Below are 18,727 nucleotides of genomic sequence, written 5' to 3' on the forward strand. Positions count from 1 at the left end.
GGGCCTACACCGGAGGATGCTCGCATCATGAGCGGCGAGCCTCTTCCCACCCCTGACGACCCTTCGGCCATGTGGCGGATTGATCCGAGCCCAATGGCCCGCTTGTCCACCTCAGCGATTCATCCGGCTGGAAAGATCGCAACCTACGGAAAGCGGTTCAGCTGCTTTCTTGCGTCGAGCGTCGGTCGGGAGGCCCCCGACCTGTCGCGTCGGAGGCTTCCCTGAGCCCCGATGGCATAGATCCACGTGGAACACCCAACACTTGTGGACGCCGCTCCGATAGGGCTCACCCGGTTGCCATTGCGTCTCGTTCGCTCATCCGGCGGTCGAGACGACGTCCGCCGGCCCTACCGGAACGATCGCGTCGCGAGATTCCAGAGTTGAGACGCCTAGTTGACGGAGCCTGCCGTCTTGGCGGCCTCCTGCTCCTTGACGACCTGCAGCGTTTGATGGGTGAGACTGGCGGCCCCCAACGCGGCGAGGTCAGCAGAAAAGACTAGAGTGAGTTCAGCACCACCGATCAGTCCGACCTTCAAGGTCGGTAAGTTGGTGACCGGATCAACGCTCCCCTCCACCGACTCAACGGGAAGCTGTCCTGGCGACACCAGCGTTCCGTCCGGAACCCCTTTGCCAATGCTGCTGAGGAAACTCGCCATCAGCAGCGAAGACCCGAGGTTGGCAGCACCGGCCACATCGATATCGACGTTGGTGGTGTGTCCACCCAGCGTGAAATTCAAGCGCGGAACGACATTCTTTCCGATATCGACGTAGATGCCGAGCTGGTCGTTGGAACTGGCCATAAACATGTGCCTTCTGGATACGGATGGAGGATCGACCCGCCGGAAACAAACGAGAGGTGGAGCCACCCAATGGACCGGCAAAGGCGCCATTTTCGTGGCCCACCCCGAGGTCAGACCACGATGAGTGCGACGGCCTGTAGCACGCATAAGCGCCCGGCTGGGGTCGCGTCCAGAGTACCGTTCGACAGCTGGGTCCGGCGTGGAGCGTTCGTCAAACCGTATCGTTTTCGGGCATCTCAGGCCCAGGCGGTGTGGCGGCACCGATCTCGACAAGATCAGGGAACGCTGTTCCGTCGCGGATCTCCGGAGACTGCTCGAACAGTACCGCGAAGGTCTCCGGATCGTAGAAGCGCATGATCATGAGCAGGAAGGTTCGGGCCTCGATCCCGTATGCGTCGGCCCAGACCCGGATCTGGTCCGGTGGGACGCGGCCCCGCCCGGTCTCGACCTGCGACACGAAGGTGTAGAGCGGCGATCCAATCTCGGCGGAGAATGAGCGCTGCGAGAGGCCAGCCTTCTCGCGCAGGTGCTTCAGAAGCTTCCCAGCCTCGCGCCGCAATTCCTGCGTCTCGGGTGAAGACAACTTCTGCGCGTTGGTATACATTGTCCGCCGCTCTGGGTTGCACTAACTGCGTATAGCGTTAGTCATACTGTCGGTATGACCTTGGGCAGCTCCCTGTCAAGATGCGGATTGGCTGGGCTCGCAATTCGTAGCCTTCGGCTGAGCCACAGGCTACCTTGGTGCCTCAAACTAGGATGTCTGGCCAGTCGAGGCATATGCCCGCAGCCGGATCATGCGCAGAGCAGCTTGCCGTCAGCGTGATGGGGATGTCTCTCCAGCCTAAACGGTCCTCTCGATGGTGACATCGGCGGCGCTCGACGTCCCGTCATTGCTGCGTGATGACGAGGTCACGCTGAATGAGCGTGTGGTGCCGGCAGACGAGAACGCGGGCGATCAGCTCGATTCTCCCTGACCAAACCCAGCAGGATCCCTCTCAAATTCAGTGCGGCGCCAGGTCGGCTCTCGCAGGGGTGACAACAACAGCATCCGCGTCTCCGACGTCTGCCGACGGCGGCACCAATCCGATCCACGCTGTTCCGCCCCGTTTCGATTCCTTGGACGGACGCCGGACGGCGTTCGCTGTCGCCGCTGGAGGGGTTACAGTGTGGCTCCGATTCGCATAAGGCTGAGCATGTTTCCTGCGGGAGCGCACCTCGCGGATCCAACGCGTGCGCTCACCCGGCTGAAACGAAGGGAGAGTGACTCACGGCGAGGGGGGTTCATCAACCGAACGAAGGCGGCCCGCTCAGATTCCTAGCCCCGATTGCAGCGTAAAACGCGACGCTCGCACGGACAGATCCCCGATCTTCATGACCAGAGATGGTTCGATAGATGCTACCAAAGACTCCCCAAGCAAACCGCTTTCTCATCGACGTCTCCACGAGCATGCGCTGGAAGGGCCATAATGCAGTCGGAATTGTGAGAACTGAGAGAGAAATCGCCAAACATTTCTTAGAACACGTTCCGGGTTCTTGTTTTTTCTACTATGATCGTGAAGAAAAGAAATTTCGCTTAATCTCGAATAAAGCTGCTGCGGAACTTCTCTTCGACTCTGCCGATCATCCGAAATCTGTCAAAATCAACACTGACAAGGTTCCTGACTATCCGACATTCTTCCGCTTCACGCGAACGGATGTGGTCATCAGTGCAGGTCTGCTCTGGGATCTTGATTACATGGCAGCACTCTACAAAGAAAAAAATCGCTGTGGCATGTATGTTGCACAAGTCGTGTACGACATTATACCGATCATCATGCCAGAATATTGTGTGCCCGGCATGGATTTGAAATTTCCTAAGTTCATCTTGGATGCAGCTTGGACCTGCGACGCGATCCTCAGCATCTCCGACTCAACGCAGAACGACCTCGTAAGTTACTACCGAAGGATCGGCCTGGAAGCTCCAGCGATGAAGCGAATGTACCTTGGTACTGACATTTCTGAGACAAGATCACAACCGATAAATGAAGATTTCGGCCTCGAACCAGGAAAGTTCGTACTTTATGTCAGCACGATTGAGCCGCGAAAAAACCATCAGATGCTATTCAATATATGGCGTGAATTGAACGATAGAAGTCCTGATACACTCGTGCCATTGGTTTTTGTTGGCGGTAAAGGTTGGAATAGCGAAAATTTAATGTCATTTATTCAAAATTGCCCGGATCTATATCCAAAATACTTAAAGATATATAACAATATATCGGATTCTGGTCTCAATTGGATGTACCGAAATTCGATTTTTACTGTCTATCCCTCTCTATATGAAGGATGGGGATTGCCGGTAACCGAAAGCCTTGCGAGAGGAAAAGTTTGTATTTCATCAGAAACCTCCTCGATGCCGGAGGCAGGGAGCGGATTTGCCGATCTGCTGCATCCGCTCGATTACATATCATGGCGCGACCGAGTCGCTGCCTATCTGTCAGACGATACATTGCTGCTCTCGCGTGAAGCCCAGATCCGCGAGGGCTTCGAAGCCCTGTCTTGGCGTGAATGCATGTCGCGATTTGCGGACACGGTGTTTGCGACTGTCGCTGATCGTACTCATTAGCGCCGGATGAGAAATTAGCACCATGAAGATTCTTACATTCTCGACCTATCGCATAGATGCGCCTCGGCATGGCGGGCAGGTGCGCCTGAGTGCGATCCACACCGTACTCCGCTCAAAAGGTTGGACGACGCAAAATCTTGCGGTCTATGCCCCGAGCCCGGGAGAAGCCTCGGAAAATGACGAGTGGCTATTTTCTCTGGACGGCAAGTTTCACGAATATCTGCACTCACAGCAGGGCAGAACCGACGTCGATGCCGCAGATTATATACTCCGAAATCCTGACCTGTTCGACGACGCTGTTGCAAAAATTGACGAATTTGAACCGGACGTTTTCTGGCTTGAGCAGCCGTGGCTTTGGCCTCTTGTAGCGGAATACAAACAGGTTCGGCCGAGTTGCAGAGCTAAGATCGTTTATGGATCCCAGAATGTCGAGGCGGCGCTGATCAGGAATGTCCTTGGCCCCATCACACGGGAAGCGGCAGAGAGGATTATCAGCAAAACGGAGAAGATCGAGAATGACATATGCCTGAATGCCGACGTGATCGTCGGTGTCAGTATGGCCGATTTGTCGAGTTTTCGTCGATTCGGAAAGCCTATCCAACTTGTCGAGAATGGTGTATGGCCACGTGTTGTTCCAAGTGGTGTCGAATATTGGCGCAAGGAACTCAAGCAGTTTTCGACCGTCCTGTTTGTCGGTTCGGCGCATCCCCCGAATGCTGCGGGATTCCAAGAGCTACTTGGCGATAATTTAAGCTATTTGGCACCGAATGAGCGTATCATCGTGCTCGGTAGCGTGACCTCGTTGCTGGAGAAACCTGGATACTACCCTGCTAATCGAGGCCTGAACCTGTCGCGGCTATTGCCCGTCGGCATGCAAGATGCCAGCGGTCTCAGCACTTTGATTGAGCTTGCAAAGGGCGTGATCCTGCCGATTTCCGAGGGCGGAGGCACGAATCTCAAGACCGCGGAAGCCCTCTACAATCGGAAGAGGATCGTGGCCACCTCAACGGCAATGCGTGGCTTCGAAGATTTCATCGATTTTCCCGGTGTTTCGATCGGCGACACGAAGGACGACTTCGTGGCCAACATGAAGCGGGTTCTCGCGGACAATGGCGCCCCCCTCACGGGCTATACGGACCGACAGACAGACCTGCTCGATTCCCTGATCTGGACTTCCCGCCTGGAAGGGCTGCCGGGCTTCCTGGGACGGTTGACCGGGGATGCCCGCGCAAACCAGGGGCCGTCCTCGCGCGGCTTCACCCCCACAAAGGACGCAGAGTTTACCGTCCTGAGTCCCGGACGGTTGCGGCCGTTCCTCGGTCAGGGTTGGCATGATTTCGAGCGACAGGGTACCTGGAGCAAGGAAAAGATCGCCATCCTGAAGATCGAGATGAGAACGCTTCCGCCAGGTCCGGTCTTCGTCTCAGCGTTCGTGGAGTTCTACGTTCCGAGTTCCAAGAAGGTGCAGCTTGAGATCTACACGCCGACTGGGCACAAATCGTCTCATACGGTCAGCCGGTCGAACCGCAAGCAGGTCATCAACATCACCCTGTCCGATCTGGACTTCGACGATGAGGGCTTGACCGAGATCTACTTCGAGTCGGACGCGTTGTTCCACCCGAACGAGCACAGCCGGAGCCAGGACATCCGCCGGATCGGCTTCCGGGTGAACAAGTTGCATATCGGCCTCTCGCCCATGGCGCAGAGCTCCGCCGGGAGCCGAGGCCCGCGTCGGCTGAGCGAGCTCCTGTGGCGGACCGTGTCGACCCGATCACCGCAGCCTCGGCGCTGACGCGACCGACGGGCGCATCGAGGGGAGCGCGCCACCCTGATGGCCCCGCTGGCGACGCGCCAGCGGGCCATCCGCGCGGTCGAACTATCCGATGGTGTGCTCCGCGCAGCCCCGCATTTCCTCCAGCACCTGCGCCCGGGTTTTCTCAAGACCCAATTGCGCAACCCAGTACGCGGTGCCACTCGGGTCCGGCAGGCGATGGAGTTCCGTGAAGTAGGCCCATTGCACGTATTCCTCGTCGCTGAAGCGGTCGAAATCGGCGGCGCGGCGGAATGTCAGGTCGTAGAGCCAGGTGTCCTTCAGGCTAGCGCCGGAAATGATCAGCCCGGCCTCCCGGGCGTGCGGCGTGATCGTCCAGGGCGTGTAGCCGCACAGGTGGTAGTCGCCCGGATAGGCCTGCGTGCCGTACACCATGTTGATGAGGTAGCTCTGCTTCTCCTCGGATTGCCAATCGGGGAGCGCGGCCAGGGCCGCCATATCGGTGAGGCTCGGAACGCGTACCTTCAGGACGCCATCCGGCGCGAGGAGCCGGCCCCATTCCCGGAGTGCGGACACCTGCTTGGAGCGCGCGATATGCTCGAGGACGTCCTGCGCCACGATCTCCTCGAAATGCCCGCTCGGCAGCATCGGGAGGTCGGTGATGTCCGCGACGAGATCGGGCGAGTGCCAATCGCCGTTATCGACATTGAGGAAACTCGGGCGAATGTCGTAGCCGCAGCCGACATTGAGGCGGGTCGGGAGCGGATCGGGCAAGCGCCGCGCCGTCCCGCCGATCAGGGCCAGCCGGTCACGCGCGCGCCGCAGGTCCTCCGACACCTTCTGGGCATCGGCCTCGAGCGTCTGGATCCGGTGCTGCGCCTCCTGCAGGGCGGTCTGTGTCTGGGCTTCCTCAGCGGTCATCGCTCGCTCTCGCTCGAATGGGCCGCGGGTTATAACATTGGCGGCGGTCCTTTTGTCACCCTGCCGCGCGGAAGGCCCGCCGGGGCGCGATGCCGGCTTGCCGGTCAGTTGAAGACGATGTTCGTCTGGCCCGGCTCCAGCCAAGCCGACTCGACCGTGATGTTCCAGGCCGCGCCCTGCGCCCTCTGGCTCAGGGCCTCGACCACCCGGTGCATCTCGAGCCGGGTGAGGCTGAGCCGGATCAGCGGGCTCTGCCCGTCCCGCAGCAGCAATTCGAAGGTCTGGGGCGTGAGGGTCACATCGATGGCCTCGAGCAACCGGGGCGCCGGAACGTTCAAGGTCGTCCCCTCCCCTGCCGGGGGCTCCGCCTTCGGCGCGGCCTGCGCGTCGCCATAGAGCGCATCCTGATGCTCCAGCAGGATGATGTCGTCGCGCAGGTCGGCCGGTGCCGTGCTGGCGAGCGGGCTGGATTGTTCCAGGAGATGGGCGAGGCCGTTGACCACCCGGCCGGTCAGCCGCCGCGTCAGGGCGACGTGCACGCCGCGTCTCTCTGCGTCCCAGGCGAGAAGCGAGATCCGATCCTCCGCCTCCGCATAGGCGACATGGAGCGTCGTGGCGATGATGGGGAGCGCAGCATTCATCCTCAGGACCCTTCAGCGTTTGGCCTTTGGCGCGGCGCGGCCGATGCCGGGATCGGCGGCGAACCACGCGGCGCGCATCAACGTCCGATCTTGCTCCAGTCCCAATCGATGGTGCTGTCCTCGGGCAAGGTGATCATCGGCTTGACCTCGGCCCTCGCCCGTTCGGCCGCTTCGGACTGAGCCCGGGCCTGGGCGAGTTGCCCAAGTTGGGCCAAGTTGCCCATCGAGAGAAGCTGGGCATAGGCGACCCCTAACACCCCACTGCGGCGCAGTTCGGCGTGGGTCGTGTCATCGAGCCCGTTCAGCGCAGCCTCAGCGATCCGGTAGAGGCCAGTCACTTGCTGCGCTCCGTCATCCTTCTGGATCGTGATCGGCCAAACCTCGACGACACCGGCCCTTACAAGAAGGTCGCAGGCGTACATGAGTTGCGTTTCACTACGGGCGGTCTCGGTCAGGAAGGCAGCGACCGGCGCCACGCCCGGGCTCAGAGCCCCGTTCTCGTCGAAGAAGGGCTCACCCTCCGGCCCCTTCGTGACGAGCCCGCTCGCCTCATCGACACAGAGCACTGGCTCACCGTTCGCCTGGACGCCGATCATGAATGGGTAACCACGCAAGGCCGCCGGCACGTAGCGGGCGAGCCAGGCCCCGTTCCTGTCCACATAGAGGTTCTGGCCCGGCAGGAGGCCTAGTACAGCAGCAAGGGACCAGTGGTCGTCCCGCTGGATGAAGGCCAGCGGCATGGAGAGGGCCGCTTGGCCGACTTCAACAGCAGCAAGCGGTGCAATCGCCGTCGCTAAGGCAAAGCTGAAATTGTTCGGACGGCGCCAGCCTCGGCCGGCAAAACGGGACGGAGAGAGTGGTATGACTTTGCTCATCCCCCTGCTTCTATCAGCACTTCTCTGTGCGGTCAGCCCGGTGCTCGGCTATCGAACTGGTGCTCTATATGCGCCCGACGAGTGTTGAGGACTTTGCGTGAAACGAAAAAACCCGCCCCGTGTGAACGGGGCGGGCAGACGTTCTCAGTTTTCGCGTCGATTAGGCAGTCAGAAGCCCAGAGGCGATCTTAGCGCCCGTAAGATCAACGACACCCGTCAGCTTCACAACCTGATCGCCGGTCGTTCCGTTGTTCTGGAAGGTCGAGTCAATGTTATTATCGACCACCAGATAAGTATCGCCAGCGTAGTTGAAGTACTTAAACTGAGCGTTCGTGGTTGCACCATCGCCAGCAGTCGCAGCGTTCAAGTAGTCAGCGAAAGCGGCTGTCGAGGCGAGCGTCACCTTGCTGGACGCGTCAAGCGTCGCGTTGGCGAGGGTCTTAGTCACGGCCAACGTGGTCAGATCAAGAGTGTCACCTGTCACGGCGCCCGCAGTCTTCGTGAAGTCCGTAACAGTCGTGTACTGGTTGCCGTTCGCATTTAGAGCAAACTTGAACGTATCAGCACCGGCGTTACCGGTCTCGACTGCCAGGCCGGCTACACCCTTGAAGGTGTCAGCACCCGCACCACCGATCTCCGTAGCAGCAGCTTTCAGGGTCAGACCGCTCAGATCAACGCCCTTCGTCGTTGCCGAAGCATCGACCGTGGCGAGCGCCGCCGTGAGGGTGGACGAGACGGCGATGTTCTCAGAACCCGTCACGACGAGTTTCGTCAGAGCCGTGTCGGTGAGCGAGACCTTGTGAGTACCGGAGGTACCAAGGCTATTCACCGTCAGGGTCTCTACGCCCAAGAAGTCGATCGCCTTGCCCGACAGATCCAAACCAGTACCGGTCGCCTTGCCCACGTTCAACGTCGCGGCATCGGCGGTTCCGCTGGCATCCTTAAGGGCGTAGTTCACAACCTTGCCCGGCGCAGCGTCGACCGTGAGAGCCGTGCCAGCAGCCACGTTCGAGAACGTCACGTCGCCAGCCAATGCATTGCCCACGTGCAGGCCGGTGAAGCCAGTCGCGTCGTAGGTGCCCGTGGCAGCCGTACCCAGGCCGAGGACCTCGAAGCCAGCGATCTTGGTGTTGGCAGAAGCGTTGAACCCGCTGGCGATGTTCACCACGAGTTCGTCGGCCGTGCCTGCACCACCAGTGATTGCCTGGGTCGGCGCAGCAGCGATCGTCACGTGGTCGATACCCGAGCCACCAGCGTAAGCGGCCTTGGTCGCATCGAGGGTGATGAAGTTCTCACCCGTCGAAGTGCTGGCGTCGATCGCCGTCAGGTTAGCCGCACTCGAGAGATTAGCCGTGACACCACCGCTACCAGCGATCGTGGCGGTCTTCAGAGCGGTGTAGGCCGAGCCGGCCGCGTCCAGCGTCAGGGCAACAGTGCCGGTAGCGCTGAGGGTCGTCGCAGCCGCAGTGGCGAGGGCGACAGCCGAAGCCTTGCCGGTCGCATTGATGCTCACCGAAGTGGCGGTCGAGTCAGTAATGATCAGACCAGTCGCGTCGTTGTTGACGGTGAGGTTCAGGGCATGACCGGCGGCGGTGGCGTTCGTGATGGTGACATCGCCGGCATCGACGCCGTTGGCGATCGAGACATTCGTGATGCCGTTGCCCGTCAGGGTCGCAGCACCCGTGTTGCCGTCAAGCGAGACGGTGGTCAGGCTGCTGCCGATCGAAGCATCTGCTGCACCAGCGGCGGTCTTTCCGGAGTTGTCGGTAACCGCGACCGTCGAGCCGCCCTTGATCGTCGCCGAGGTCAGAGCATTCGCATCGGTAGCGGCTTGGCCGGATGCCTTACCAACCGTGATTGCGGCGGCACCGGCCGTGACCGACAGAGCGCCGCCGGAGCCGACGATGGTAACGGTCTGAGCAGCAGGGCTGTTCACCGAGACAGCGGTGGTCGTTGCAGCGGTAACGGTTTGACCGGCACCGGCAGCAGCAAGATTGAAGTTAGCGGCCGTCAGCCCAGCGATCTTCGAAACATCGATCGCGCCGCCGTTCAGACCCTTCGTCGAAGCGAGATTGAGGGTCTCGACGTTCGTGATGGTGGTGTTGGCGAGCGAGATGGTCGCGCCAGTAACATCGTTCAGGTTGAGCGTGTCATTGCCAGCACCGCCGTCGATCTTGTCGAGAGCGCCAAAGGTCGCGTCTGTGCCGTTGAACGTGTCGTTGCTCGACGAGCCAACCAAATTGTCGATGTTCGTCGTCAGAGCGAAGGCCGTGCCGGTGTTCGGACCGGTCTGATTGTTGAGCGTGCCGGTGTTGGGCGTGCCCACAGCAGCGGAGTCGAGGAAGGTCACGACGCCAGCAGCGTTGCGGTTGACGGACTCGGCCGAATTGGCGATGCCGTCGAGCGTCTGAGCGGCGGTCTTGTTGGCGACCCAGTAATTGACCTCAGCCGTGCTCGGGGTGCGGCCGAGCAGGTCCTGGTAGAGGTTGGTGACCAGCTGCGTGGTGACGCCACCGGAGGTGCCGTTCTTGGCCTGGTACTCGGGGGTGCCGAGGAACTGATTGACGATGGCGGTGTAGTTGAAGCCGTTGTCGCGCAGCTGGCCGACGAAGAACTTCAGACCACCGGCATCCGGCACGCGGCCGAGGGCACCCTCGTAGAGGCGCACGATCGGGGTGACGTAGGTGTTGGCCTCGGACGACAGCTCGATCTGCTGACGGACCTGGGCATCGGAGAGGTCCTGGCGGTTCGCGAAGTATGCGATGCCAGCCGGATCGACCGGGCGGAACAGAACGTTCTGGTAGATCGTGTTGAGTTGGTCAGCTGATAAGGCCATCGTCATTCCCTTGCGGTGCAGGGAGCCCCCGCCAGCGCTGCGGCTGGTCGGCCTCCTCCCCGAAGCCTCGACCTTGTCGGTCGGGAGTGTTGATAACCGTACCGTGTAAACGCGTAAAGCACTTTCCATACAGGACGCGTGGAATTTCGGTTTCGGGGGGTTTAGTGATGTACAAACGTCACATCCGTCCACAGGATAGGGACGAAGCCGAGACCGCAAATGACTGTGATCGCTCGATTTTTGGCGATCGCCCAATGCTGCCCCGTCGCGGCTCGATCCCTCTGGGGAGCCCGGTGGGTTCCGGGGATGCGGCTTCCCCAATGGCGTCGGATCCGGGGTTGAAGCTCTTCGCGTCGCAGCCCGAAGCGCGGTGGCGTCGCTCGCCGCGCGCTCCCGGTCTGGCCGAGGCCAGCGGCCGGAGAAGGCGGCCGACAAACGCCGACCCCTCCTCGTCCTGCGGCCGACGACGCGAGGGGCGCGTGAGGGCGCGGGGCCCGCTCAGCGCGGCATCGGCGCCCCGGCGGGATTCGGCGCGGCCGGCATATTTCGCCCGCTCGACGCGGGCGCCGCATTGAATTCGATGCCGCCGCCGCCGGCGCCCGTCTGCGAGCCGCCATAGGGTCCGAGCGATTGCGGCTCGAGCCTCTGCTCCAGGGGGGCCGGGCAGATCACCTGGCAGAGGCCGGGAAGGTCGGTTTGCTGCGAGCAGATGCTTCGCGCCTCGCCCCTGACGCAGACGCACCGGCACTCGGCCGAGGCCACGCCCGGCAGCAGCAACATTCCGAGTGCAAGCCAGAACCCGCGCATGTGATCCCCGTGCCGGAGCCTTCGAGGATCCATGCGGGAAAAGCCGCGGGATGGGAAGTGGTGCGCCGCCGGGACGCCCAGCGGGGCGCTTCGTCTCCACGCCACCGTCCGGGCCGCGCTCCTGCGATTCGCGCGGGTCCTGGCGACGGATGTCAGGCGCGGGACGGCGTCTCGCGGCGCCGAAGCAGGTGCTCCAGCCGCCCCTGCCATCCCTGCGACCGCTCCTCCGTCGACAGGTGCAGCGCCCGCCGGGTCGCCATCAGGTCCAGGATCATCAGGACGATCCAGGGGCCCGCAATGCCAACGAAGAACGCCATCGCTTCATCCTCCGGGGCGGATCAGGTTCCGGCTCGGATGATAGAGCCTCACCGCGTCCCGGCAAGCGATATCCCGGCCAAGATCGCGCAGGGTCGCGGCGGCGCCCGCCCGCCGGATCCCGCGCCCTCAGCCCCATTTCACGAAGGAGGCGATGACCGAGATCACCATCGTGGCGAGGAGCCAGGGATGGCCGTCCGACACGACGAAGTAGAGCAGGCCAAAGAAGCCCACCGTGATGGCCAACATGATCGCGCCGGCGATGGGGTTCATGGATGCGATCGCCCTTTTCCTTGCCCGATCGGCGCCATCCGCTCGATGTTCCCACCGCGCGGCCTTCGGTGTCCCGCCCGGGCGCGGAGACTACCCCACAAGAGCCATGGAGGCAGCCTGATCCTCACTCTAGGATCAAACCGCCACGGGCCCGTGGTGCCCCCCGGAGGCGCGCGCTCCGATGTTCCAGGCCTTCTATGAATTCCTCGCCCTCGTGATCGCCGTAACGGGCATCATCACGGTCGCCCGGGACGCTCTGCAGCGCGACTGAGGCCGTGCGGGAGGCTGAGTCGCACGGCGCAGCGAAGCCCGACCGATCAAGCGTTCGAGACGCTGGTCAGGATCTGGGCGGCACGCTTTACCTCCGCCGTGACGAGCTCCTCGCTCGGGCTTTCCGCCGGCATGGTCGCCAGGATTCGCGCCACGTCCTGTTGCACGTCCTCGCGGATCTCTGGCGATTCCTCGGCGAGACGACCGATGAGGGCGCCAAGGACGATGCCGATCGCGACGGTCTTCGCGTGCAGGCGGGTCAGTTCGTCGAGCGGGGGCTCATTGTTCTGGTTCATCGGCGGCTCCATCCCTCCGGTTCGCCCTCGCTGTGAAGCGCTGCGCCTCGGCTGTCCACCCGAAGGTGGAGGGGCAAGCCGGAACTGAAGCGGAGTCGGGGCGCGCCGGACGCGCTGACGGAGTGTGGAGACACCAGCTCGACGCGTGTTGGCCGCGCCGACCGACCCGGCTCAAATCCGAGACCGTGGCGGGTATCTCATCTGGATGTCGATGCGCTCGATTTCAGCGGATCAGATGCAGGTTTACTCTCTTTGTCTGCACCGTTGAGACTTCCACGTCACTCTGACCGGGCGCGATTTCTTTGTCCCCGAAGAGGATCGCGTAGGTTTCCGGGTCGTAGTAGGGCAGGATCATCTTGGCGAAGTCGGCAGCCGGCAAGCCGAGCGCCTCGGACCAAACCCGCAGCTTGTCTGGAGGAACGCGACCACGCCCGGTCTCCAGCTGTGAAATGAAGGTGTAGACCCCACCGCCCACCAGCGCGCACAACTCACGCTGAGACAGGCCACGCGCTTCGCGCAGGCGCTTCAGGAGACGGCCGCCTTCCCGACGGAGCTCCTGCACCTCCGGGCTGGAGAGACGCTGTGTGTTGGTGAACATGGTCCTTGGCCTGGATGTGCTCGCTCCGGAGTATGGTTTTAACATACCTGAGGAGACCTTGCCATGACAACGGCCATCGCGAGATAGGAATGCCTCGCCATGTGGCCATCGAGGCACGCGGATTGATCGCCTGCCTGATCCAGGGCTCCACTGGATCGGGTCCAAAGCGAAATCAAACGCCTGACCAAGGGCAGCGTCACCGGGGCCGACGGCTGAAGGAGATCAAGGCCCGTCGCGAGGAGCTGAAGCTCGCCCCCGCGAGGAGCGCGAGCTCGTGCACGCACCGGACCTCCTGCCGGCCAGGACCGAAGCGCCACCAACGGGCGCGGAGCGTTCCGTTGCGGTGCTGGCCTCGAAAGACGAGCCCCTCGTGCTCGCCTTCGACCACGGCGACTTCCTGGCGCTGGCAGTCCGGCGGCTGCGCGGCAAGGTAGACTACTCCGAGGTGGGGTTCGCGCTCCTGCCCAAGCAGTTCACACTGCGGCAGCTGCAGGACGTGCATGAGGCGATCCTCGGGACGACGCTGAACAAGTCCGCCTTCCGCCGCCGCATGCTCGACAGGGGTTGGATCGCGCCGACCGGCCAGCGCGAGGCGGGCACCTCCTTCCGACCCGCCGAACTCTTCCGTTTCGAACGGCCACTCTGATCACGCGGAGAACCTCATGGCCACGATCCACAGGTACGGCTTCGTCTCGCAGCTGAGGAGCGAGGCAAGCAGTCACGTCATCCGCTACCGGAAGGGACGTGTCCGCCAGAGCGGCCGGGGACTGGCCTTCTGGTTCCGGCCGGAGGCGACCAGCATCGCCGAGGTGCCCATGGACGACCGCGAAATGACGCTGTTCGTCCGCGGGCGCAGCCAGGACTTCCAGAGCATCGCCGTCCAGGGGACGATCGGCTGGCACGTGACCGATCCTGTCAGCACGGCAAGCCGCATCGACTTCTCGATCGACCTGCGCAGCGGCAAGCTGCAGGGCGAGCCGATCGAGAAGATCGAGGCACGCCTCGCTGGCATCGCGAGCCAAGCGGTCCTGCAGCATCTCGGACGTGCCGCCGTCCGTGCGCTGCTCGATGCCGGTCCCGAGCCCTTGCGCGGTGAGCTGGTCGCCGTCCTGTCGAACGATGCGTCATGGGCCGAGATCGGCATCACCGTCGTGTCGGTGCGGCTGACCAACCTGGCCCCGAGCAGCGAGCTGGAGCGGGCGTTGCAGACGCCGACCTTCGAGACGCTCCAGAAGAAGGCGGACGAGGCGACCTTCGCGCGCCGTGCGCTCGCTGTCGAGAAGGAGCGCGCCATCGCCGAGAACGAGCTCGCCACGCGCACCGAGCTGGCGCGCCGCGAGAAGGGGCTGATCGCCGAGGAGACGCAGAACGCGCGCGATCGTGCCGAGGGCCTTGCCGCCGCACGACAGGTGGAGGCGACCGCAGAGGCGGAGCGGATCCGCCTCGTCGAAGGCGCGCGGGCGGACGCGGAGCAGCGGCGCGTGGAAACCTACCGCGATCTACCGCCGGCCATCCTGCTCGGCCTGGCCGCGCGCGAACTCGCGGGCAAGCTGGAGACCATCGAGCACCTGAACGTGACGCCGGATCTGCTCGCCACCGTGCTGGGCGAGTTTCGTCGGCAGCCGACCCTGACCGGTTCACGCTGAAGGAGCGGGTGGACATGGCGATCGCCAACACCCGCGCGGTGCTCGTCGTGCGGGAGACGGACTACGAGTTGCTGCTCGCCCGACACGCGACGCGCGGGCAGGCGCGCTTCTTCTTGGAAAGCCGCGGCCAGCGCCTCGCAGAGGTCGAGGCGCGGCACCATGATTTCCACGCGGTGCTCGCGCGAGCGCGCGCCTCGATCCCCGCGGAATGGCGGCAGGCTGTGGTGAAGCGCGGCGACCTCGACCGCTTCCTGTTCGAGCCCGACGATGTGGTCGTCGCGGTGGGGCAGGACGGGCTGGTCGCCAACGTGGCCAAATACCTGGACACGCAGCCGGTGATCGGCATCAACCCGGCTCCCGACCTCTATGACGGCGTCCTGGCCCGGCTCCGGGTCGAGCGCCTGGAAGCCTTGCTTCCGGCCAGCGCCGCCGGTGCGGTTCCCGTGGAGCGTCGCACGTTGCCCGCACCCTTGTCCTCGCGGAGCGCGTCATGTCGTGACGAGCGATCAGGAGACAAAAAAATGGATCGTGAACGCAAGTGCGATGCAGCCGAGGGGTTGATCGACGACGCCCGCGAGCAGGTCCGCGACGGCTAGCCGAAGGAGCGGCCGAGCCTTGGCACGGACCAGCCTGGCGGCGGCGAGCGCACCGAGGCACCAAAGGATTGACGCCGCTTACCATCGGCGTTGTCTGAGCCTAGGAAGCTTCGGGCCCTGTGTGCGGACCGGAGAAAACACGCGGAGAGGGCCACCGATGGCAAAGACCTTCGTCTACGAGTTCGTTTTCGGCCTGCCTGATGGGGAGCAAAGCCGGGTTTATACAGTCAGGTCGAACAACTGGCGCGATGCCGTTAAGGCGATTCAGCGCTACAACGCGAAGGATGAAGTGATCGCCTTTCAGCTCGCTGACCCAAAGACTTCCGGCCTGCGTGGTGCCAAGGCGGAGAAAGACGTGGTTGTGGAACATCCGACCATGCCGAACATCAGAAGCTTGGCGTCGGAGCCAGATTAGGTTGCGCCGCCCGAGCCTGTGGAACTTGGCAGGCAGGGCATCCCGCGCTTGGGTTAGGCCGGCCCTGGCCACCGCCAGCTTGCGCTCGGCTGTGAATTCAGAGTGCGTTTGGACGCCGATCGACACGCTAAGTGTCTGATCCAAAACGAAGCTTGAGAATTCTGTTTGATGTTGATCGCAGCCTCAACGGGGCGGTAGAGGTGTCTACCTGCTAACACTACGTCGGCCGCGCGGCCCAGCGGATGCTGACGTGTTGTCATGATTTTCATCGAGGAGCTTACGCCAGCGGATTAGGCGCTCGGGGTTGAGCCTGCCGTCGGCGACGGCGGCCTGCACGGCGCAGCCGGGTTCGTGCGCGTGCGTACAGTCGCGGAACCGGCACGAGGGTGCGAGTTCGGTGATCTCGGCGAACAGCGTTGCGATCCCTTCCGCAGCGCCGCTGACGTGCAGCGTTCGCATTCCCGGTGTGTCGATCACCCAGCCGCCCCCTGCGATGGCGTGCAGTGAACGCGACGTAGTGGTGTGGCGTCCCTTGGCGTCGTGCTCGCGAATGCCTCCGGTTTCCTGGGGGAGCGCCTGTCCCGGACCGGCGAGCGTGTTCACCAGGGTCGATTTGCCGACACCGGAAGAGCCGACCAACGCCACAGTCTGCCCCACCCCGCACCACGAGGCTAAGGTGCATGCAGCCGCCGGAAGACGGGGATTGACGGGTACGACGTCGAGCCCGCGCTGCAACTCGGCAGCCTGGCGGCGGTAGGCGCCAACATCGGCCGCCATGTCGGCTTTGGTGAGCAAGATCACAGGATTTGCGCCACCCTGATTGGCCAGAGCCAGATAGCGCTCCAGTCGGGCCTGATTGAAATCGGCGTTGCAGGAGGTGACGATGAACAGCGTATCGACATTGGCTGCAGCGGGCTGCAGGGTCCTGCTGCCTTCGAGTCGTCGCTCCAAGACCGTCCTTCGGTTCAGGCGGCGGTGGAGCATCCGGGTCTGAGGATGAGCCAGGACCCAATCGCCCACGGCGAAATCACCGGTGTTCGTATGAACGGGAAGCGTCAGCTCGACCGGTCCCGTTTCCGACAGGCCTGTCAGGCGTGAGCGGTGAACCATGGCGATCCGCATGGGAGCGAGATTCGACTCGTTCGATGCACGCTGCTCCTCGAAGAAGTCGAGCCAACCTAGGCTCGCAAGCGTCGCAGGTGGGAGGAGGTCGGGATGATCGGTCACCGGCCTGCACATGACATGGCACTGGTCTCGTGACCAGCGGCGCGTAAGAAGGTGCGTTTCCCGCGTGCGATCGCGATCGAGCTTCTAAGCGTCTCTCGTACCCCTGCCCGCCGCAAGTTTAGCTGGGGAGCACAGCTGATGGGTGGCAGGCAGACCTCTGTGTTGAAAACGGACCGCCCGCCGATCGTGAGCGAGGGTCCGCTGTTGGCGCAAATGGGGCCCTTGATCCGGCCCGAGCCGATGTCCGCTTTGGGAATGCTGGCGAAGTCCATCAAGCGGCCGAGATGGGCGCGAAGCAGGCGACCGAAGGTGGCCGAAAGCTGCTGGTCCGCTTCTGGAGAGAAAACCGGAAGAGCGGACGTCGATGTAGTCCCCGCTCCTGACTCCTCTCAGAGCTGAGTAACGTCTTCTGCCAGACTGCACTCACTGGCTTCGAAGACCGGCAGCGCGCACGGCAGCACCGTACCGCTCCGTCGCGCCCACGATGAAGCGCCAGAACCCATCCGCCGAGAGAGGCATCAGATGGTCCGCTCGCTGCTCGGCTCCCGCATCCAGCTCGACGTGACGGTCCCGGACGCCTTGCTCTACGCGGAGGCCGACGTCGCGCAGTTCGAGACTGCGTTGGTCAACTTGTCGGTCAACGCCCGCGATGCCATGGATGGCGAGGGACGCCTGGCGATCACTGTCGAGGCGGCAGCGTTCCTGCCGGCGATGCGACATCACCCCGAACGCGAGGGCGCCTACGTCGCCATCTCGGTGCGAGACACCGGCACGGGTATCGCGCCCGAGCACCTCTCCAGGATCTTCGAGCCGTTCTTCACCACCAAGGACGTCGGCAAGGGTACGGGGCTTGGCCTGTCTCAGGTCTTCGGCTTCGCCAAGCAGTCCGGCGGTGACGTCAACGTGCAAAGCGAGGTGGGGGCAGGTACCCGCTTCACGATCTATCTGCGCTCGTCGGCGCGGCGGCCGGACGTGGGTGCTGGCAGCAGCGAGAGCGCCGCCGCCGCCCTGGGCCATGGTAATCACGTGCTGTTGGTGGAGGGCAACTCCGACGTGGGCGACTTCGCCTCGCACATGCTGCAGGACCTTGGCTACGAGGCTACCTAGGTGCCGGAGGCCCAGTCGGCGCTCGTCTTGCTGGCCGAGGACGAGCTTCGGTTCGACGTGGTGTTCACCGACGTGGTCATGCCGGGCATGAGCGGCATCGAACTGGGTCGGGAGATCCGCCGCCTCTACCCGGGTCTGCCGGTGGTCCTGGCCAGCGGATACAGCACCGTGCTGGCCGAGAAGGGCCACGACGGGTTCGAGTTGCTGCGTAAGCCCTACTCGGTGGAAGCCATCTCGCGAGTGTTGCGCAAGGTCATCCGCCAGCGCGCGACCTAGGCCGGACCTCGAACATTGACGCTTTCTCAAGTTTTAAGTCATCCTTGGGAAGCCGTCCCCAGCGGCGCCTGCAGTGAAGCACAAGGTGGTGGCGATCCAACGTTTGGAGAGGTCCCCGGCAGGGCACAGTCATCTATCCTATCGGCAAGAGTGTGGAGGGCGGTACCGCGGACGGCTCAGGTTCCAAGTTCGGGCATAATCGCGGCCGAAATCTCTGCGTCGTGCTCTGACAGGAACGCAGTTGTCTCGCGCATGCCGTGGCGCCAGAACTCCTCGGCGGGGAAGCGATCGAGTTGATACTCGATCTTCATCAGGCGCGTCTCGATGCGGCCGGTACCGGCTTCGGCGGCGTCGGCACCCCCAATGCTGAGACCAAGTCCGCCGTTATACCAACTCTCACTGATCAGAACTCATGGGCCCAGGCGCGCTGGCCGATGGACATGATACGCCAG

Annotated in this window: 19 protein-coding genes and 2 pseudogenes; 8 read left to right on the top strand and 13 right to left on the bottom strand. The window is 63.0% G+C overall.

What is annotated here, in order from left to right:
• Positions 1 to 389 precede the first annotated feature (389 nt).
• A complete protein-coding gene (locus tag F6X53_RS10330; RefSeq protein ID WP_150999926.1) occupies positions 390 to 800 on the bottom strand; it encodes a hypothetical protein in 411 nt (136 codons plus the stop codon).
• Positions 801 to 1,011: 211 nt separating this feature from the next.
• Positions 1,012 to 1,404, bottom strand: coding sequence for a helix-turn-helix domain-containing protein (locus tag F6X53_RS10335; protein ID WP_150999927.1), 393 nt, complete (start codon positions 1,402 to 1,404; stop codon positions 1,012 to 1,014).
• Positions 1,405 to 2,193: 789 nt separating this feature from the next.
• Here F6X53_RS10335 and F6X53_RS10340 point away from each other — a divergent pair.
• Together F6X53_RS10340 and F6X53_RS10345 are read left to right on the top strand one after the other, a co-directional pair.
• Entirely contained in the window at positions 2,194 to 3,405 is a 1,212-nt protein-coding gene (locus F6X53_RS10340; RefSeq protein ID WP_150999928.1) for a glycosyltransferase family 4 protein, read from the top strand.
• A 22-nt stretch (positions 3,406 to 3,427) separates the two neighbouring features.
• Positions 3,428 to 5,197, top strand: a complete 1,770-nt coding sequence (locus F6X53_RS10345; protein ID WP_150999929.1) for a hypothetical protein — start codon at positions 3,428 to 3,430, stop codon at positions 5,195 to 5,197.
• Between the two features lie 84 nt (positions 5,198 to 5,281).
• On the opposite strand, the gene F6X53_RS10350 is transcribed toward F6X53_RS10345, so the two are convergent.
• The 9 genes from F6X53_RS10350 to F6X53_RS10380 form a co-directional block, all read right to left on the bottom strand.
• Positions 5,282 to 6,097: a DUF4214 domain-containing protein gene (locus tag F6X53_RS10350; protein ID WP_150999930.1), complete on the bottom strand. Its 816-nt coding sequence runs from the start codon at positions 6,095 to 6,097 to the stop codon at positions 5,282 to 5,284.
• Between the two features lie 104 nt (positions 6,098 to 6,201).
• A complete protein-coding gene (locus F6X53_RS10355) occupies positions 6,202 to 6,738 on the bottom strand; it encodes a hypothetical protein (protein WP_150999931.1) in 537 nt (178 codons plus the stop codon).
• Positions 6,739 to 6,815: 77 nt separating this feature from the next.
• Positions 6,816 to 7,613 carry a SapC family protein gene (locus F6X53_RS10360; RefSeq protein ID WP_150999932.1) on the bottom strand — a complete coding sequence of 266 codons (798 nt, stop codon included), beginning with the start codon at positions 7,611 to 7,613 and terminating at the stop codon, positions 6,816 to 6,818.
• A gap of 160 nt (positions 7,614 to 7,773) precedes the next feature.
• Entirely contained in the window at positions 7,774 to 10,449 is a 2,676-nt protein-coding gene (locus F6X53_RS10365) for a DUF4214 domain-containing protein (protein ID WP_191970781.1), read from the bottom strand.
• A gap of 498 nt (positions 10,450 to 10,947) precedes the next feature.
• Entirely contained in the window at positions 10,948 to 11,256 is a 309-nt protein-coding gene (locus F6X53_RS10370; RefSeq protein WP_150999934.1) for a hypothetical protein, read from the bottom strand.
• Positions 11,257 to 11,408: 152 nt separating this feature from the next.
• Positions 11,409 to 11,573 carry a hypothetical protein gene (locus F6X53_RS32305; protein WP_191970784.1) on the bottom strand — a complete coding sequence of 55 codons (165 nt, stop codon included), beginning with the start codon at positions 11,571 to 11,573 and terminating at the stop codon, positions 11,409 to 11,411.
• Positions 11,574 to 11,700: 127 nt separating this feature from the next.
• A complete protein-coding gene (locus tag F6X53_RS32310) occupies positions 11,701 to 11,844 on the bottom strand; it encodes a hypothetical protein (protein WP_191970782.1) in 144 nt (47 codons plus the stop codon).
• A gap of 317 nt (positions 11,845 to 12,161) precedes the next feature.
• The gene (locus F6X53_RS10375; RefSeq protein WP_238296775.1) at positions 12,162 to 12,422 is read right to left on the bottom strand and encodes a hypothetical protein; all 261 of its coding nucleotides are present in this window, start codon (positions 12,420 to 12,422) and stop codon (positions 12,162 to 12,164) included.
• 211 nt (positions 12,423 to 12,633) lie between these two features.
• Complete coding sequence (locus tag F6X53_RS10380) at positions 12,634 to 13,008, bottom strand: helix-turn-helix domain-containing protein (protein ID WP_150999935.1); 375 nt, start codon at positions 13,006 to 13,008, stop codon at positions 12,634 to 12,636.
• A 364-nt stretch (positions 13,009 to 13,372) separates the two neighbouring features.
• Here F6X53_RS10380 and F6X53_RS10385 point away from each other — a divergent pair.
• The 4 genes and pseudogenes from F6X53_RS10385 to F6X53_RS10400 all read left to right on the top strand — a co-directional run.
• Positions 13,373 to 13,654, top strand: a pseudogene (locus F6X53_RS10385) (NUDIX hydrolase); the annotation flags it as partial.
• Positions 13,655 to 13,670: 16 nt separating this feature from the next.
• A complete protein-coding gene (locus F6X53_RS10390; RefSeq protein ID WP_150999936.1) occupies positions 13,671 to 14,654 on the top strand; it encodes an SPFH domain-containing protein in 984 nt (327 codons plus the stop codon).
• Positions 14,655 to 14,668: 14 nt separating this feature from the next.
• Positions 14,669 to 15,115: pseudogene (locus F6X53_RS10395) on the top strand (hypothetical protein); the annotation flags it as partial.
• 292 nt (positions 15,116 to 15,407) lie between these two features.
• Positions 15,408 to 15,665 carry a hypothetical protein gene (locus tag F6X53_RS10400; protein ID WP_150999937.1) on the top strand — a complete coding sequence of 86 codons (258 nt, stop codon included), beginning with the start codon at positions 15,408 to 15,410 and terminating at the stop codon, positions 15,663 to 15,665.
• A gap of 204 nt (positions 15,666 to 15,869) precedes the next feature.
• Here the strand turns inward: F6X53_RS10400 and rsgA are convergent, their stop codons facing one another.
• Positions 15,870 to 16,904: a ribosome small subunit-dependent GTPase A gene (gene rsgA / locus F6X53_RS10405; RefSeq protein ID WP_150999938.1), complete on the bottom strand. Its 1,035-nt coding sequence runs from the start codon at positions 16,902 to 16,904 to the stop codon at positions 15,870 to 15,872.
• 510 nt (positions 16,905 to 17,414) lie between these two features.
• Here rsgA and F6X53_RS10410 point away from each other — a divergent pair.
• Complete coding sequence (locus F6X53_RS10410; RefSeq protein ID WP_150999939.1) at positions 17,415 to 17,999, top strand: ATP-binding protein; 585 nt, start codon at positions 17,415 to 17,417, stop codon at positions 17,997 to 17,999.
• Positions 18,000 to 18,275 (top strand): response regulator, encoded by a 276-nt coding sequence (locus F6X53_RS10415; RefSeq protein WP_150999940.1) that lies wholly within the window; start codon positions 18,000 to 18,002, stop codon positions 18,273 to 18,275. It begins immediately after the preceding gene.
• 176 nt (positions 18,276 to 18,451) lie between these two features.
• Here F6X53_RS10415 and F6X53_RS33645 read toward each other — a convergent pair whose 3' ends face one another.
• Positions 18,452 to 18,586 carry a hypothetical protein gene (locus F6X53_RS33645; protein WP_280526018.1) on the bottom strand — a complete coding sequence of 45 codons (135 nt, stop codon included), beginning with the start codon at positions 18,584 to 18,586 and terminating at the stop codon, positions 18,452 to 18,454.
• Positions 18,587 to 18,727 lie beyond the last annotated feature (141 nt).

It is taken from the genome of Methylobacterium soli (assembly GCF_008806385.1).
Classification (GTDB): domain Bacteria; phylum Pseudomonadota; class Alphaproteobacteria; order Rhizobiales; family Beijerinckiaceae; genus Methylobacterium; species Methylobacterium soli.

Bases quoted from the DNA above. Each gene is read 5' to 3' on its own strand.
- F6X53_RS10370 (WP_150999934.1), bottom strand. From the start codon at position 11,256: ATGCGCGGGTTCTGGCTTGCACTCGGAATGTTGCTGCTGCCGGGCGTG.
- rsgA (WP_150999938.1), bottom strand. From the start codon at position 16,904: ATGTGCAGGCCGGTGACCGATCATCCCGACCTCCTCCCACCTGCGACG.
- F6X53_RS10400 (WP_150999937.1), top strand. From the start codon at position 15,408: ATGGCAAAGACCTTCGTCTACGAGTTCGTTTTCGGCCTGCCTGATGGG.
- F6X53_RS10375 (WP_238296775.1), bottom strand. From the start codon at position 12,422: ATGGAGCCGCCGATGAACCAGAACAATGAGCCCCCGCTCGACGAACTG.
- F6X53_RS10350 (WP_150999930.1), bottom strand. From the start codon at position 6,097: ATGACCGCTGAGGAAGCCCAGACACAGACCGCCCTGCAGGAGGCGCAG.
- F6X53_RS10390 (WP_150999936.1), top strand. From the start codon at position 13,671: ATGGCCACGATCCACAGGTACGGCTTCGTCTCGCAGCTGAGGAGCGAG.
- F6X53_RS10345 (WP_150999929.1), top strand. From the start codon at position 3,428: ATGAAGATTCTTACATTCTCGACCTATCGCATAGATGCGCCTCGGCAT.
- F6X53_RS32310 (WP_191970782.1), bottom strand. From the start codon at position 11,844: ATGAACCCCATCGCCGGCGCGATCATGTTGGCCATCACGGTGGGCTTC.
- F6X53_RS10335 (WP_150999927.1), bottom strand. From the start codon at position 1,404: ATGTATACCAACGCGCAGAAGTTGTCTTCACCCGAGACGCAGGAATTG.
- F6X53_RS33645 (WP_280526018.1), bottom strand. From the start codon at position 18,586: ATGAAGATCGAGTATCAACTCGATCGCTTCCCCGCCGAGGAGTTCTGG.
- F6X53_RS10410 (WP_150999939.1), top strand. From the start codon at position 17,415: ATGGTCCGCTCGCTGCTCGGCTCCCGCATCCAGCTCGACGTGACGGTC.
- F6X53_RS10360 (WP_150999932.1), bottom strand. From the start codon at position 7,613: ATGAGCAAAGTCATACCACTCTCTCCGTCCCGTTTTGCCGGCCGAGGC.
- F6X53_RS10365 (WP_191970781.1), bottom strand. From the start codon at position 10,449: ATGGCCTTATCAGCTGACCAACTCAACACGATCTACCAGAACGTTCTG.
- F6X53_RS10330 (WP_150999926.1), bottom strand. From the start codon at position 800: ATGGCCAGTTCCAACGACCAGCTCGGCATCTACGTCGATATCGGAAAG.
- F6X53_RS10380 (WP_150999935.1), bottom strand. From the start codon at position 13,008: ATGTTCACCAACACACAGCGTCTCTCCAGCCCGGAGGTGCAGGAGCTC.
- F6X53_RS32305 (WP_191970784.1), bottom strand. From the start codon at position 11,573: ATGGCGTTCTTCGTTGGCATTGCGGGCCCCTGGATCGTCCTGATGATC.
- F6X53_RS10355 (WP_150999931.1), bottom strand. From the start codon at position 6,738: ATGAATGCTGCGCTCCCCATCATCGCCACGACGCTCCATGTCGCCTAT.
- F6X53_RS10340 (WP_150999928.1), top strand. From the start codon at position 2,194: ATGCTACCAAAGACTCCCCAAGCAAACCGCTTTCTCATCGACGTCTCC.